Below are 15,700 nucleotides of genomic sequence, written 5' to 3'. Positions count from 1 at the left end.
TAGAAAGTAGTGACAATTAACTATGCAAACCATAACTGCCATACCCAAACAAAAAAGCATCGGTTCTGTACAATTTCTACCCGTTAATCTCTTTGCGTCGGTTATGGGAATTTCAGGTCTGTCATTGGCTTGGAGACAAGCAAGTAAGTTATTCGGTACTTCACTTGTAATCGCCGATATCATTGGAATTGCCGCGGTGCTTATTTTTATCATATTAAGCTTAGGATATATGTCTAAGTGGATTCTCTACCCGCAAAAAGTCAAAGATGAGTTTAAGCATCCCATCATAGGAAATTTCTTTGGTACGATCACGATTGCTATTTTATTACTGTCTTCCGTGGTTGGAAACTACAGTGAATTGACTGGTCAAGTGCTCTGGATCATCGGAACTGTAACGACATTAGTACTTAGTTTTATCATCGTTGCACGTTTGTTAGACGGGAATCATGAGCATGGTCATGCGGTGCCAGCTTGGCTCATTCCTGGGGTAGGAACACTTGATATTGCGGTTGCAGGTGGGAGTATGCCGTTTGCCTGGGCACATGAAGTAAATCTGCTTTCTTTAGCGATCGGCGGCATTGTAGCTTTAGTATTCCTTACTATGATCCTATCCAGATTGATACATCATACACCCATGCATGCAGGATTAACGCCATCTATGCTTATCATGATTGGGCCGTTTGAGGTTGGATTTCTTGGCTATGTTAATTTTGAGCATCGAATTGATCAGTTTGCATCGATCTTGTTTTACTTTGGTCTGTTCTTGTTCATTGTATTGTTCTTCAAAGTATTTAAAAAGTCAATTCCGTTTGGCGCTTCCTGGTGGGGTGTAAGCTTTCCATTGGCTGCACTCAGCAACGCTGCTTTGCAATATGCGATGTTTGTAAATTCGTGGCCGCTAATTGCCATTGCTGCAATCATTCTTGTTTTGATGAACATCGTATTGGTCGTTCTCTTTGTTCGAACATTAAAGTCGTTATTTAATGGGAATCTGCTTAAAGGATGATCCCGAATATATCCGATTAGGTCCTGATTAACTAACCTTTTAATAGATAAGTATTGATTGTCGGATAATCGAAATCTATTCATCAGATACTAAACAGTCCAAAGATTTTTAATAAATAAGAGGTATCCAGCTGCTATGAACGATTTCATTGTAAATAAAATTACGAAAAGTTCAATGAGGAAGTCATTATTTCACTTTACACGGGCACGAAATTTGCCTTCTATCTCACATATCGATGCCTTGTATTCTTGTAATCAGGTAAATCCTCAGTTATCGGATGCAAGGAGAGAAGTGAGGAGAGATATTCAATTTCATGGACATCTTTTTGTAGCAAACGCGCATTTAAAGATTGCCGATCAGGTAATGGCTAGCGACACCACTCATCTGGAATTTCACCAGTATGTGGATAAGCATGTATTTTTCTGGCCAACGCAACGAGATTGTAAGAAAATGCTAGAGATTTACTCAAAAAGAGAACCAAATGAAGATTTCGCTATCCTTCAATTAGATGCTCAGTCGTTGATGACTGACTTTTATGACAGTATTAAATTGACAAAGTACGATTCGGGAAGCTCACCTCGTTACCCAACTCGCACGTCATATAGAAAAAGTTTGGGAATGTTTTTACCAATAAACCAATTTGAGGTTGTGCATCGAAATGATGTTCCTACAAAACCATCTGAGATACGTGAAGTCCTTGTCGAAGGAAAAGTGACGAATCTGAGTCGCTATCTTCAAACCGTGTATTGTGATAATCGTAGCGTAATGAATGACAATTGGAAGGAACATGCACAGACTATACAAGGATTTTTAATGTAGGGTTGGGAAAGGGGAGCTACAAAATGATCTGGAAAACGTTGAAATCGAGAGGTTTTTTATCCGGATACATGCTAATTATTCTCATGCTAGTTGGTTCAGTAAGTCTGCAACAAAAAGAAATTCTCTTTCCAGAAATTGCTGGTATGGCTATGGGTGTGATGGTATTTCCAGTTCCCCATTGGATGAAGAAGCCTCTTCACCTGTGGCTTTCCCCAACAATAGCAGCATTCCTAGGTACTGCCCTAAATGGGTTCTCCTTAACAACTCTATCTAAACTTTGGCTAGCTTTTGTCATTATAGTTGTTCTCATGCACCTATTTCGTGTCAATTTTGGACCAACTATACCAGCTGCGTTGCTGCCAATTTTTTTAGGTTTGCATGACTATGTTTTTGCCATGACGACAGCTGTTTTTACTTTTGTAATTATGTTAGTCGCTTATAAATGGAGGAAACCAGATACGTTGACTCCCAGTGGTGCGCAAAATATTCGGAATATAACGGAAACGGTTATCATTAGCATCATTTTATGTCTTTGGATCGGACTGGCATTTGCAACTAACTTAGAAGTTATCTTGGTTCCACCTGTGTTTGCCCTCATATTCGAGGTTTTTCATACAGAAAAATTTAATTGGAAAATGATACCATCTCGGTTAGTGGTATTGACACTTACTGCTCTTTTTGCGGTTAGCGTCTATCATGTATTGCCCGGTTCAATCGTTTGGGTTGGTGTAATCAACGTGCTGATCACACTCATTCTCTGCATGTTGTTTAAAACACCTGTACCTGTTGCATTCGGTGTCTCCTTAATGCCACTGATCGCTCCTGAATGGGGGAGCTGGGCATTTCCAATAGGTGTCTTTGTCACTACAGGAGTTTTGTTGGGTATGTCAGCAGCCTATCGCCAAATAAGAAATAAACAAGCGATGATAAAAATGAGATGATCTATGAGTGGCCGTAAATTCGTACGGCATCATCCAACTTCATGTTATACTAAAATGAAAAGATGATGCAACGCGAAGTTGTCCTTAAACCGAAGGGAAAGATGAAGATGGATTCCAATCTTTATGTAAGTATCGGTGTCAAGCTTACGGTCGCTCTGATAGGTCTTCTAATCATGACTAGGCTACTGGGCAAGAAAGAGATTTCTCAATTGACTGCCTTTGATTTCGTTTCTTCATTAATGCTCAGTGAATTGGTCGGGAATACGATTTATGATGATGAGATTCATCTTAGCCATCTTGTTTTCGCACTGATTATCTGGACGATTCTAGCACTAGGTTTAGAAAAGTTTATTGCACTATTCCCCAAAATATCTCGATATGCCGCTGGAACGCCAGATTTGATTGTCTGTGACGGCGTGGTCGACTTCAAAGCGATGAAACGCAACAATCTCGATTTCGCCCAATTAGGGATGTTGCTTCGGGAAAATAATATATTCTCGCTGCGTGAAGTAGCCTATGCTTTGTTCGAGACGAACGGCAGCATCAGTGTACTGCGCCAGAAGAACCCGGAAGAGCACATCGGCAACGTCACAGAACGGCAGGGCGGCGTCAGCCTTCCCGCCTACATTATTGAAAACGGCAGCATCAATGAAGACACATTGAAGCGCTTAGGGCGAGACCGGAAATGGGTTGACCAGCTTTTGCAACTTAGTGGAATTGCGGATCATGAGTGCGTGCTTTTCGCGGAGTGGTCGGATTCGAGCGGTCTGTATTATCAGCTTAAGGAGAAGAAAAAAGCTTAATTTAATCCGGAAATAAAAAATAAAGGTGGAAGTCAAGGATTACATTCCTTTTCTTCCACCTTGAGTCGTTTTAATAGACTTATTCACATGATTTTACAATAATAGGGAGCGGATCGTCACATAGATCTGCTCCCAGATTTCGTTGTGGCAACACATTAAGATACTTTACGCAATGCAGCCGCGGCAGTACGTTGCGCTCTATCTGCGGGCAGGAGTAAGATCAACACCGCTAGGAGAGAAGCCGTCAAGAAAACGGCTGAACCCATAATCGAGACGGAGATTGCATGGGTGAAAGACGTAGTCGAAGGAACAGCCTGACGATTCACAGCCTCGAAGACGGCAATCAGTACCGCGAGACCGAGTGATGCGCCTGTCTGATGAGCAACATTGACGAGTCCTGATGCAGCTCCTGCATCCTTAGCTTCAACATCAGACAACCCCAGAGTTGTGAAGGGCTGGAAGATCATCCCCGCACCACACCCCATGACGATTAAAGGGAGAAACAAATGAGTGAAATAGCTAGAATCAGCTGAAAGCATGCTCAACCAGCTTGTTCCTGTGATCGCGATTAGTAATCCGATGATTAATACTTTCGCATTCCCGAACCGGGTTACAAGAGAAGGCATGGCATACATCATCCCAAACTGTATGACCGTGAACGGCATGATCGCAAGTCCGGCCTCCAGAGAATTGAAATGAAGGACGTTTTGTAGAAATTGTGGGACGAAGAAAAAGATTGGATAATTCCCACACAAAAGCAACAGTCTACCTAAATAGGCTCCAGATCGCGTGCGACTTGCAAACAGACGTAGAGGAGTGATCGGTTCTTTCACCCTTGCCTCAATCCACACGAAAGCCGCAAGTGAGATACTTCCGAGAGCGAGAGAGCCCCATACCTCCGGCGTCCCCCAGCCGGCAGAAGCTGCCTCAACAAAACCGAATGCTAGAGCCGTCATGCCGATCACCGAGGTCATGGCTCCCATGATGTCAAGTCGACCCGATTTCGACTCCGTTTCCTGCATGTAACGAGGCACCATAAGCAGCAAAGCGATACCGATTGGTACGTTGAGGAACATACCGGCGCGCCAAGAAATTAGATCTGTCAACAGTCCTCCGACGATTAAACCAACGCTGCCGCCGGCTCCCGCTACAGCGCTGTAGACGGCGATCGCTTTCGAGCGTTCGCGGGCTTCCGAGAAGCTAACGGACAATAAGGCGAGTGCAGACGGCGTTGCGATCGCTGCAGCTATTCCTTGCATTGCGCGAGCCACCAGCAGAAGCGTCGCGGAGGGTGCCATGCCAGCTAGCATGGAGGCAACTGAAAACAATGTAATCCCAACGCTGAATGTTTTTCTTCTGCCTAGGATGTCACCAGCTCGGGCTCCAATCAACAGGAAACCTCCGAACGCTAAGATATAAGCGTTTTGTACCCAAGTCAAAGCCGCCGTGGACAGGTGGAGTGTACGGCCAATTTCGGGTATTGCCGTGACCAACACGGAAGCATCGAGTACCATCATCAACTGACAGGTGACGATCATCGCCAAAATAATTCGTTTCGAATGTTCATTCAAGAGGAATTCCTCCCTTTCAAGGTATAGCGTTATTATGACGCGAATCCGAGTCAGGAAGTAGCTCGTTTCTGCCGAAAAATTGCACAATACTACAAATTCGATTTTTCTTAGTTGTATAAATAGGTTGGCGATCCTAGAAGAAAGCCTTATAATAAGATAAGGAATACGAATGGAGGAATAATCCTTTGGGGAAAGAATTAGAACAATTATTGAGTTATGTAGGCTCATTTAATCTTAGAGAGGGTCGTACGGAGACCTCCATACCTTTTTTTTCGCTGATTCGACGTAACCGTCCGACGGCAATTATCCCAGGCGTTCTGACACCGTCTTTTTGCCTAATTCTACAAGGGTCCAAAAAACTTCATCTCGGTGAGGAAACGGTCTACTATAGTGCAGGTGATTATTTGGTTTCGTTAATTGATATTCCAGCCTCCGGTCAAGTCGTCGGCGCTACGCGGCAATCACCGTATATTGGACTACGAATTGATATAACGACAGAAGAAATTACTTCTGTTATGACGGATGCCGGTATTCACGTGCAACCGCTTGACGGGAAGTTGAGCCCTGGCGCCTATGTAGGCAAGTCTGATGAGCATTTGCAGCTCTTATTCATCAAGCTAGTGGAGCTGCGGGGCAAGCCGGAAGCGGAAATCCGTTTTATGTCCTCGCTGATTAAGCGTGAGATGATTTTTCGTTTACTTACGGGAGATTATGGGCACTTGTTTGTCCAACGAGCCTTCATGGACCAGCAGAATGAAGGGATAGGTCAGGCCATTGAATGGATAAAAGAAAATTACAACAGAACCTTCTCAATCGAAGAGGTAGCGAAATCGTCCAAGATGAGTGTCTCAGGACTTCATCATAAATTTAAAGCTGTCACGACGATGGCTCCATTGCAGTATCAGAAGCAGCTCCGCCTTCAAGAAGCCAGAAGGCTCATGTTGAATGGCTCCGTGAATGCCACAGCCGCCGCGTTGGAAGTTGGCTATGAGAGCCCGGCACAATTCAGCCGGGAGTACCGCAGACTCTTCGGACTACCTCCATTGCAAGATATCAAAGCATTTCATAGAAAACCAATTCCGGAAGCGTTCGAGAGCAGTTAGAAAACTGCTAGTCGGGTCTAAACGACGTAAGGAAGCCGGTTAAATGAAATCGCGTAAAAAACGTTTGCAATTAGGGAGCTTTTTCTTAGCGAAAAAGGGACAACATACATCGGAATAGGATTGGGTAAAGATGGAAAAACAATCGGGAGGAAGAGCGTATGGCCGTATCCTAAATGGATTTCAATTCTCCAAACGTACAGTGTATTTCTACGATCTGAAGAACAATCGTACATTCACAAAAGATACGAACAATTATATTAACGCCTTGGGTATTCAGCAACTCAATACGCTGGGCAATGTTTGTATCTCTGCCCGACATCGAATGTAGTTGAGCCGCATATTCATCAGAACGCCAGTGAGCTGGTTTACTGTATTCAATAGGCAAGGATAAGTGTTAGTGCCAATATAATCTGGGCTGGATGTGCTCAGAGGCATTTCATTTTGACTTATTCACAAAATCCGTATTTTATACATATGTCTTTGGAGACTGTTCTCCAGTATTATTAACGATTACTGTCGGATGACAAGAATTTGTTCCGATAAATGACAAGAATGTATTCCGATTTCGCCGCCCCCTGCCCAATTATTATTATATAAAAAAAAAGAGCTGATCAAAAGTCTGTCAGCTTTTATTTAGTGATTCTATTTGAATTTTCCTTGCATATATCATCGACATCTCCGATGTGACATTCCTGAAACTTTTTATCTATTACATTGCCGTCGATTTGTATTTCCGCAAGTTTCGCTTCATCTAACTTTGGTTCATTTCCCCACACTGGTTTCCATGAAAGGTCTTGTTCGTAAGCGTCTCTTGGAAATACGTTGTCTAAATATTTCTTTTCCTTAGCCCCATAAATTATAAAGTTTCTTTGTGCTTGTCTCAAACATACAGCGTTCGCACCGCCCCAATAATCTGGGTTTTCATTCATAACAGCATCATCTTCCCAATCACAAACGTCGCAAATATCATATGTTCCAAGTGGTTCCTCATCAAAGGTTTTGTACCCACAACACGGACAAGTATATTTAGTCATGAAATTACTCCTCTTATAAAATTAAACTCTCCCTTTAGCTTAATAACTCGTCATCGTGCTTCTCTTTTTTGATGCTTTATTGATATGTTTTTTCAAACTGAAGCATCGTAGTAAAGGCAGATTCGATAAGTGTTTTTTTTGTGGCCAAATCCGAGAGCACTTTTTGCTGATCATTGTTTAAATAACGTCCATCTTTTGCGACAGCGGCTATATACTGACAAAGACTTTCTATCTCCTCAAATCCCATATAATAAATAGGCTGAAGTGCGATGATAAGAAGGTTTTGGGTTATATTTGTTCGAAACGGTGATATGGCAGCTAGCAGCTCTAAATAACCGTCCGCAGCCCCCTCACAGCTTTGACTGGGAATAAAACACCCCACTTTAACTGTAATTTCCTCATCCGATAAATTACATCTTTCTTCTTCAAGTGAAGATAGCAACTCATTAATTTCCTCACGTGTTGTTTGATTGTTAGCTTTGTTATAGATGGTTTGCCACATCGTACTTATCATTTTACTCAGTCCTCTATACGCAGAATTCTTTCATAATAATTTCTCCATTTATTGGAACTATCCTGCCCGTTAGCTGAGAAGGCTGCCGTTATTATTGTTGTCGGCAGCCTTCTCTAAATGTTTATTAAGCTTTTGTCCCTTATAACTAATTATTTTCTTTAAATAACAATGCTTTCATTACAAAACGAGGTAAAATTAATTGTCTTCTCCATCTAGATGGTTGATTTATTAATCGATAAAGCCATTCCACATTTAACTTCTGCCATATAACTGGTGCTCTTTTTACTGTCCCAGCAATGATATCAAGACTTCCTCCAACGCCAATAGCAACCCTAACATTTAATTCGTTTTTAAACTTATGTATCCAAAATTCAGCTTTTGGGGCTCCAAGTGCAACCACTAGAACATCGGGACTCAAGGTCGCAATCTCATCTACAATTTGCGCCTCGTCCTTCTGATCAAAAAAGCCATGCTGTCTACCCAAAACAGATACATTTGGGTATCTCTTACTTATTACTTCTGTTGCCATTTTACTTGTCATCTCATTCGCGCCCAGAAGATAAAATGACCACTCTTTTCTGTCCCCCGTCTCTAATAATCTGAATAGAAGATCACATCCTGTAACACGCTCGGGAAGTGGATTTCCCTTTAAACGAGAGACCATGACAATGCCTGCACCATCCGCGGTAAGGTGGCCCGCCTCATCAATTATAGTACGAAGCAGTAATTCTTGTTGACAAGACATGGTGATTTCTGGATTTAGTGTTACCACATGAAACAGTTCCGCTTTATTTTCGGTTATTACTTGGTCAATAATATGGACTGTATCTTCCATAGTTATTTTGGGAACTGGAATCCCCATTATTTGCGAACAGTTCTTCATAGAATCCACCTTAGGCTTTTTAACCATATTTTAACATAAAGGATTACTCCAAACTATCTTACTCTTCGTATTCCAGGATAACTCTTAACTGCCTAACCGTTGAAAGTATAAACCACGCTCTACTGCCCTTTAGTTTAATGAGAGTGCCCTTAGTCAAGGATAATGGTGATATGCTCGTGGTCTGAAATAATTTCCTGCAGCCAGTCAAATATAGTAGGTCCTACGCCATTCTTGGCTTGTCGCAGTTCTTCCGCAACGAGGGGAACATTTGAAGGATGGCATCCTAGTAATCGCTCTTCAAGAAGCTTTACTGTCTCCGTGTACCCTAAACTTTCCTTTAATTTACTGGAATTCTTCAAAAAGATTGAGAATGTTTCATCGTCCTCTATATCACCAAATCCGCCGCTTAAAATATCGTTAAAGGCATCTAAATTACCATTCCATTTATGCTTCCCTGATAATACAGCATCGGAAAACTCTCTACAGAAATCCTCAAAGTTGGAAATTGTACTGCCATCTATAATGAATGTCTTACTCATTCGAAATCCCCCTATTCCTTATTCATATTTGAACAAATCTCGCGTTACTTTGATGAATTAAGGGAGCAGATACCGCGACATCTGCTCCCTGTTTTTTACGCTATCGTGTTCCGTTAGGTTAATGCTGTATGCGCTATTGAAACTATTCCCAGTTTTTTAGATCATTGAAAATATCTATAAAATAACCAACTGATTTGTTTTCTTTAACAGATTTATCTAATAGATCTTCTAATGTACATCTTGCTTGGTCTTCACCAAATCTTTTTATAAGATCAGCTTTGTAGTACTCCATGTCACGGCCTTCAAAAACATAATCTAATGAACCGTAACTATCCCCAATATATATAGTGGAGTCACAACTAAAGTAATCGGCTATTTCTTTACATATGCTTCTAAGCTCTAATTGCAGTTCTGGGTCTTTCAAAAAACTATACCATCTAAAACATGAATTAAAATCACACATATATTTATTAAATATGAAGTCAAAACCTCCAGGACCGCTAACCTCGATATATTCCTCATCACCGATTGCTATTGGATCAAACGGATCAAAGTTCAAAGATTCAATTATTCGCTGACGATTTAATGACCATTCCATTCTTAAATGAGGGTTATTTTCGTTCACTTTTAAAATAAATTGAACAATTCTAGGGAATCTAACTCCTTTAATGAGCTCCTCTTTAAACTCCTGTATTGACTTGTAGTCAAAAGAATGTTGAAACGATGCAGAGAAATTTACCCCCAAAAGATCACTTCCTAACCGTTAAATTCACAATAAGTATATCATTATTTATCATCGACATTGCTGAAACTATCTGACCGTTTACTTCAAGAAAAAAGCAGCCCTCGTTGTTCTTCTGGCTGCATTGTGGTTCTATTCTGCTATCGTTCTGCTTTAGTTTAATAAATTGGTCCAGCCATTTTTGTAGTTTATTTTCTTTACAATTTTATTCTTAGAAATTTGGACTTAATTTCCTCTTCAAAATCATCAAACCAATCGGCTTTTATAGATAGAACTGTATCAAACTCTTTTTCAAGAGGGTCTATTAATTCCATTACATCAAACCCGAGTATCTTTTCCAATACTTTCACATCACTTTTAATATCTAAAGTATTCAACAAGGCTATGAGGTCACCATTAGTTATTTCCAATCCATAATCATCAGCAGATCCTTCACTTGAAACAAGTATTTTTGTAATTTGTTGTCCGTTATTAAACACATTAAGTTCAAAAACATCATCATCAAAATAACCAACAGAAATCAGAGGTAAAGTTATGTGCTTAGATAACCCAGCTGCGAAATCAGCAATACTTTCCCAATTGAACTCTTCATTTAACAAAATAGTCCAATCTGAGGTGATTTGCCCTAAATAATATACTTCTCCAGAAATGCCTACGTAAGCTTGACTAAGTCCTAGCATTTTTGCAAGTGCGCTTTTTCTAGCTTTCTTCTCTTCCTTGAAAGACTGACCAAATATCTCAATTGCACTTTTTACATGTTCAATATCATTTGTTCTTACTTGAATATTTGCGAATTTAGTACCCATCTATTCGTTATTCCCTTCTAAATTGGAACTTTTTTCTATCATCGAGATATTTATTGATTGATCACCATTTATTTCTATTTATGATTGTCATTATCCTCCCGTTACTTGAACGAGGCTGCCGATTCATGCCGGCAGCCTTGTTCTGAATTATTATTGAACAAACGTTTTCCGTTAGTTCAATATACGGCGTTTTACAGCCTGCATTTACTTACCTCATTCAATACGAATTCAATTTTTTCGATAATCTCTTTAGATTTTCTCGACTCAAAGACATAAGTGGGATTTTCCCAGTCGGGCTGTATTTCGTTCATCGAGTCAATTAGCACAAGCTTATATTTACCTTCGGGATTGAATTCGGGATACCAACCTAAGTCCAGCGTGCGATTCTCTTCATACACAAACTGTAGGAGGTCCTGTTTAAATTCCCACACATGCTCATGATTCTCGTCGACAAATGAGTCAGAATCTATATCAGTAAATTCATTAAATCTTACCTTCCAACCAGTTGGAACACAAAGCGGTACAAGTTTAAGACTCATGTAAAGCCTCCTTACTATCTGAGCATTTTAGCGAACTCAATCTTCCCTGTTAGGTATTCGACCAATTCTGAAGCACAAAGATGGTTATTTTATTGCGTTTTGATCGAACCAAACATCATGTTCTATCCCTTTAGTATTCAATCTATATCCATAAGGTAAAGCGAAATATTTGATTAGATCTGGTCTGTTAAATGCTACATGGTGATAATGAACAGTCATCAAAGATTCCACGTTACCATCATACATGTCAGTTGTAAGCCACCATCCCGACATATGCTCTGGTGAAGGATATCTCACTGCATCGATTGCTAGTCCTTCGTACACACCTTTAGAAATAACTATCATTTGATTAAAAATGGGGAATTCCGGAGTTGCCCCGTGTTCCTGACATTCTTGTTTTTGTTCTTGGACTACTTTAATTGCATAGTCTGCACCTTCTCCAAAACCTTCACCATTGTGTTCGACTTCCCATATCTCATAGTATACTTCAGAAAGTTCATAACACTTTACCAACCAAGAATGGTATGCAATGTTTTGGTCAGGCTTAATTAATGGATTAGCATCAATTACGTAATTAATTAGGTATCTGATCAGCTCTACATACTCATCATGCAACCTTTTTTTAATGGATATAATAAACTCTTTTTCAATTATTTTATACAGTCCATTTGTCCGAATGTATCCTTTTTCAAACAAAATTTCAATTCCGCGATATTCGATCATTCATTTTCTCCTCATATCAAATCAATTCGTCTTGTTAACAGTCGACTAATAATTCTAGTTTCATATCACTTTTCCTTTGTCATTAAACTAAACACCATCAACGAATCCAGGGAGCAGCTGCCGCGAGGCGATCTGCTCCTTGATTATTAAGCTATCGTTCTTCGTTAGTTGAAAGCGTTTCGATAGAGCTTGCAAGTATTATCAATCAGGGTGTACTGTCCTTCAGGCAACTTTTCATTTAACGATTGATTTATTAGAATAGCCTGAACTTATGTAGGTTATCTTTGAAATTAAGATTTGCGAAGTTATATTTTTCATTTGGCCATGCTTCATTAACATCAAACAAACCTTTCATATCTTCTTCAAATGCTAAACCACCCACGCTAAACTTTAACTCTTTATAGAGTGAGATTAATAACCTGATAAACTCATCAAGTTCATCATCTCTTATACCTGTCTGATTCCACTCTGGAGCATTATATTCAGATCCGAAAAAACACATTGAAAATGATAATAAACCTGAACTTATTTTTTCAACAAACAATAAAGCTCTCCGTTGTCGGGTTGTTTTCACAGTTAAGTTGATTTCTACTCGATGGATCATCACACTTTGGGGATCATTTTCATCAAATAGATAACCCTCGTAAAATTGCTGAATATATTCTGGCGAGTTGTGGACTTCTATTTTAATGTTAGTATTATTCAGATTAGTGATTACTTTTTCAATTTTCGTAGGTTCATTAAATATAAAACTAAGTTCTAAAAATGGTCCTCCTTGTAGCCATCTCATTAATAATCACCTCTCAAAAAATAATACCACATAGGAACTATCCTGCCCCCGTTAGCGGGCTGAAGGGATACACTCAGCAGCCTTTCAAATACTTAACTATCATTCATCATAATCGAATTTACAACTTCCCCTTTTGTATCCAAGACCAGATTCGGTAAGACCCGAAAAGTGAAATTAACAATAATAAAAAAAAGGATCACAAACCATATTCCGAGTCGATTGATATCTTTTAGCCCTTCTGAATTCGCAAATACAAACACAGAGAAACCTAAGAAAAGAATGTACATTAATATATTTGGAATAATCCAAGCCATTCTTATTCCCACATTCGGTTTAGTCATGCTCCACCTACACTGTTGGTCTTTAATAAATCATACGATTCCAAGTATTGTAAGTTCCGTTATTCTGCCCGTTACTTGAATGAAAAGAGGGAACAGCTGCCTTGGCAATCTGCTCCCTCTTTATTGTGCTATCATATCTAGCTAGTGCAATGCATTTTCTTCTTTTAACTCAGAAAAATTAGAGTAAAATACGTCATCTGGTACTGTCATACGCATATACTTCATTGTATCCTTTGCGTTAATGTCGTGGGGGTGGATGTATGCCATAAAACCAATAGACTTATCTAATTTTTCAAAAATAGGTGTTAGTCGCTTTATAACATTCACTAGCATTTCTTTGAAATTTTCGCTATGTTGATGTGAAACTTCCATCTGTGCATCCATTGCTTCATCATCGTCTGGATCAATTTCATCCATATCTCCGACGCTTACTTGATAGAATTTATCCAGAAATTCACCTAAGTCTTCTGAAAAATCAACAAAGTCTCTAAAAGAAAAAGCGCTGATGTCATATTTATAACCACAAATACCATCGATCCCATATTCCCTATAAAGATGTTTATACTTTTCTTCATATTCATTTATCCTTTTTGCAAGCCCATCTTCTGTTTTAAGCTTGCCAGGATACTTCCATGAACCTCATCACAATCGAAAACAAACGCATATACTTTTAAATTGCTTTCTGATTTACTGAAGTTTTCTAAAGCAACGGCACATTCCTGAAATAAAGTATCTTCAAACTTTCTGTAATTGATGTTATTCAAGTTCTCAGCTCCAAAATTCAATTATTTTATATTTAAAATTAATTCGAGAGGAGTTTTAATAGTCCTCTTCTTTAACTATACAATTCTGCCCGATAGTTGAGCGGATCGAGCAGAAACGAAACAGGCGATAGATCGGTTCCATCGCCACCCTATAGTTCTTTCGTTAGTGAAGCAAGGCTGCCATATTAGCAGCCTTAGTATTTCAAATTTGAGCTGCTTCCCATGCAGCCTTAAATTCATGAATATTACTATATCGTAGTTCTCGTTCATGGCTTACTGCTCGTAAAGCAACTTCATAGAGTGTTCTACTTGCATCCCATTTTGAATACGAATGATCCAACTCTCCACCTAGCAAACCAAATGCTATTGCTCCCATTGTAAACACCTTTGTTCTTGAATCAATTGTTGCACCTAATATAAATTCCTCAGGAGATTTTGTTCTTTTGGCTCCCCAAAAATTTTCTCCTATGTCATTGACAGTGGGTGACGTTCTGTAAAAATCAATATCACAGATCTTTGTTATGTCCTTTGCAAAATCATACATAATGCTACCATCATAAAAATCAACCGCTACATAGCCTTTAAATTCAACATGCTTGTGGAAAGAGTAAATAGCATTTAAAGACTGCAACCTCTTTTCAACTGGTAACTGTCTGAACTTATAAAAGGAAGAATCAGGGTGAGTATGTTTTGGTTTTTCCGCAAACAACCAATGTGGGTGCAAGCATTCGCCATTAAACCATTCATATACTGCTGCATAACCATCCTGAATGTGGAAATGATCAATCAATTTTATTAAATGTGAATGAGCTAAAGTTGTATACAGCGGCATTGCGGCAGACAATCGTAAAACTGCATCCTGTGGTTTCCCTGAAAAATCTAGAGGTTTGGACCCTGCATATTTAACGAATCGTTTTTCACTGTTCTTCTCGACACCAAAACAAATATTGCCTGAGTCTTGCTGATCAAATACACAAAAAACTTTTCCAATCGATTGTAACCATGAAAAATCATGATGGGACTATGTTCTTGTCACCCGACAACTCCTGTTGTCGGATGACAAAAACTTTCGGTATTCAAGAGCGCAGTTGTTCCACAGCAGGTGCGATCAGGGAAGAACTCGTTGACACATTTGATTTCAGCATGATATGCTTTGTTTAAACGTTCAAACAAAGATGGTGTTGTGAATGAAACGTGCAACTGGAGATACGAAAAATAAAATCATCGATGCTGCTTACCAAGTGTTGGCCGAGCAAGGTTTCGAGAAAGCTTCGACTAAAGAAATTGCCAAACAAGCCGGTATATCGCAAGGGCTGATCAATTATTATTTTTCGAGCAAAGAAGATTTGATGTTTGAGATTTTTCATTTGGAAAGCACACGTTACATTGAAGAAATGAACAAGATCTCGGAAATTCCGTTGAATGAAAACTTCATACGCCAGGCGTTGGCCGTTCCTAAAAATATGGTGCACCAGTACCCGGACTGGCATCGTCTTCGCTTTGAACTGTTTGCGATCGGTTTAAGGAGCGAAGCCGGCCGCAAAGAAATTCAGCAAAGCCTTGAGGCGGGTAAACAGCAAGTCCTGAAATCGTTGAACTTGCTACCGATAAACGAAAGCATTAATAAACAGGCGCTGGCATCGATTATCAATATAACCATCGATGGCTTGGCTCTTGAGCAGATGGCAGATCCAGACTTCGATATTGACGCTGCTTATCTTACTTTAATCGAGCTAATAGAAACCTATCTATTGAAGAGGTAGTTCAAAAAGTCCGCTTTTG

19 protein-coding genes and 2 pseudogenes are annotated in these 15,700 nt (G+C 39.6%); 7 read left to right on the top strand and 14 right to left on the bottom strand.

Translation table 11 applies throughout. The features are described from left to right. The first annotated feature begins 22 nt into the window (after window positions 1-22). From A8708_RS05110 to A8708_RS05095, 4 genes are all read left to right on the top strand, one after another. Window positions 23-1,006 carry an SLAC1 anion channel family protein gene (locus A8708_RS05110; RefSeq protein WP_068662440.1) on the top strand — a complete coding sequence of 328 codons (984 nt, stop codon included), beginning with the start codon at window positions 23-25 and terminating at the stop codon, window positions 1,004-1,006. A 135-nt stretch (window positions 1,007-1,141) separates the two neighbouring features. Then, window positions 1,142-1,825 (top strand): DUF7002 family protein, encoded by a 684-nt coding sequence (locus A8708_RS05105; RefSeq protein WP_068662439.1) that lies wholly within the window; start codon window positions 1,142-1,144, stop codon window positions 1,823-1,825. 23 nt (window positions 1,826-1,848) lie between these two features. Further along, window positions 1,849-2,766, top strand: coding sequence for a hypothetical protein (locus A8708_RS05100; protein ID WP_068662438.1), 918 nt, complete (start codon window positions 1,849-1,851; stop codon window positions 2,764-2,766). 107 nt (window positions 2,767-2,873) lie between these two features. Beyond that, the gene (locus A8708_RS05095) at window positions 2,874-3,569 is read left to right on the top strand and encodes a DUF421 domain-containing protein (RefSeq protein WP_068662437.1); all 696 of its coding nucleotides are present in this window, start codon (window positions 2,874-2,876) and stop codon (window positions 3,567-3,569) included. A 155-nt stretch (window positions 3,570-3,724) separates the two neighbouring features. Here A8708_RS05095 and A8708_RS05090 read toward each other — a convergent pair whose 3' ends face one another. After that, window positions 3,725-5,140, bottom strand: a complete 1,416-nt coding sequence (locus A8708_RS05090) for an MFS transporter (protein ID WP_239696544.1) — start codon at window positions 5,138-5,140, stop codon at window positions 3,725-3,727. A 185-nt stretch (window positions 5,141-5,325) separates the two neighbouring features. On the opposite strand from A8708_RS05090, the gene A8708_RS05085 reads away from it, so the two are divergent. Beyond that, window positions 5,326-6,243 carry an AraC family transcriptional regulator gene (locus tag A8708_RS05085; RefSeq protein WP_068662436.1) on the top strand — a complete coding sequence of 306 codons (918 nt, stop codon included), beginning with the start codon at window positions 5,326-5,328 and terminating at the stop codon, window positions 6,241-6,243. 130 nt (window positions 6,244-6,373) lie between these two features. After that, window positions 6,374-6,618, top strand: a pseudogene (locus A8708_RS36355) (cupin domain-containing protein); the annotation flags it as partial. Between the two features lie 398 nt (window positions 6,619-7,016). On the opposite strand, the pseudogene A8708_RS36350 reads toward A8708_RS36355, so the two are convergent. From A8708_RS36350 to A8708_RS05015, 13 genes and pseudogenes are all read right to left on the bottom strand, one after another. Then, a pseudogene (locus tag A8708_RS36350) lies at window positions 7,017-7,277 on the bottom strand (CPCC family cysteine-rich protein); the annotation flags it as partial. A 76-nt stretch (window positions 7,278-7,353) separates the two neighbouring features. Further along, complete coding sequence (locus A8708_RS05070) at window positions 7,354-7,791, bottom strand: hypothetical protein (protein WP_068662433.1); 438 nt, start codon at window positions 7,789-7,791, stop codon at window positions 7,354-7,356. A 145-nt stretch (window positions 7,792-7,936) separates the two neighbouring features. Further along, window positions 7,937-8,701 (bottom strand): WecB/TagA/CpsF family glycosyltransferase, encoded by a 765-nt coding sequence (locus A8708_RS05065; RefSeq protein ID WP_338044179.1) that lies wholly within the window; start codon window positions 8,699-8,701, stop codon window positions 7,937-7,939. 122 nt (window positions 8,702-8,823) lie between these two features. Continuing rightward, on the bottom strand, window positions 8,824-9,213 hold the full coding sequence (locus A8708_RS05060; RefSeq protein WP_068662431.1) for a barstar family protein: 390 nt from the start codon (window positions 9,211-9,213) through the stop codon (window positions 8,824-8,826). A gap of 142 nt (window positions 9,214-9,355) precedes the next feature. Further along, a complete protein-coding gene (locus A8708_RS05055) occupies window positions 9,356-9,958 on the bottom strand; it encodes a hypothetical protein (RefSeq protein WP_068662430.1) in 603 nt (200 codons plus the stop codon). A gap of 194 nt (window positions 9,959-10,152) precedes the next feature. Beyond that, window positions 10,153-10,761 (bottom strand): hypothetical protein, encoded by a 609-nt coding sequence (locus A8708_RS05050; RefSeq protein WP_068662429.1) that lies wholly within the window; start codon window positions 10,759-10,761, stop codon window positions 10,153-10,155. Window positions 10,762-10,952: 191 nt separating this feature from the next. Then, entirely contained in the window at window positions 10,953-11,300 is a 348-nt protein-coding gene (locus tag A8708_RS05045) for a hypothetical protein (protein WP_068662428.1), read from the bottom strand. Window positions 11,301-11,384: 84 nt separating this feature from the next. Continuing rightward, window positions 11,385-12,023 carry an immunity protein Imm33 domain-containing protein gene (locus A8708_RS36030; protein ID WP_204787469.1) on the bottom strand — a complete coding sequence of 213 codons (639 nt, stop codon included), beginning with the start codon at window positions 12,021-12,023 and terminating at the stop codon, window positions 11,385-11,387. A 253-nt stretch (window positions 12,024-12,276) separates the two neighbouring features. After that, window positions 12,277-12,813, bottom strand: a complete 537-nt coding sequence (locus tag A8708_RS05035) for a hypothetical protein (RefSeq protein ID WP_068662427.1) — start codon at window positions 12,811-12,813, stop codon at window positions 12,277-12,279. A gap of 92 nt (window positions 12,814-12,905) precedes the next feature. After that, a complete protein-coding gene (locus A8708_RS36025) occupies window positions 12,906-13,154 on the bottom strand; it encodes a hypothetical protein (RefSeq protein WP_239696542.1) in 249 nt (82 codons plus the stop codon). Between the two features lie 141 nt (window positions 13,155-13,295). Further along, window positions 13,296-13,571, bottom strand: coding sequence for a hypothetical protein (locus tag A8708_RS05025; RefSeq protein ID WP_068662426.1), 276 nt, complete (start codon window positions 13,569-13,571; stop codon window positions 13,296-13,298). A 164-nt stretch (window positions 13,572-13,735) separates the two neighbouring features. Beyond that, a complete protein-coding gene (locus A8708_RS05020; protein ID WP_068662425.1) occupies window positions 13,736-13,918 on the bottom strand; it encodes a hypothetical protein in 183 nt (60 codons plus the stop codon). Window positions 13,919-14,120: 202 nt separating this feature from the next. Then, window positions 14,121-14,909: a serine/threonine protein kinase gene (locus tag A8708_RS05015; protein WP_157264551.1), complete on the bottom strand. Its 789-nt coding sequence runs from the start codon at window positions 14,907-14,909 to the stop codon at window positions 14,121-14,123. A gap of 196 nt (window positions 14,910-15,105) precedes the next feature. Here A8708_RS05015 and A8708_RS05010 point away from each other — a divergent pair, with 196 nt between their 5' ends. Further along, entirely contained in the window at window positions 15,106-15,681 is a 576-nt protein-coding gene (locus A8708_RS05010; protein ID WP_068662424.1) for a TetR/AcrR family transcriptional regulator, read from the top strand. Window positions 15,682-15,700: the final 19 nt, after the last annotated feature.

Origin of the sequence: Paenibacillus oryzisoli, assembly GCF_001653565.1 — a bacterium.
In the GTDB taxonomy this organism is placed as follows: domain Bacteria; phylum Bacillota; class Bacilli; order Paenibacillales; family NBRC-103111; genus Paenibacillus_E; species Paenibacillus_E oryzisoli.
This window is presented reverse-complemented; position numbering and strand designations above follow the sequence as displayed.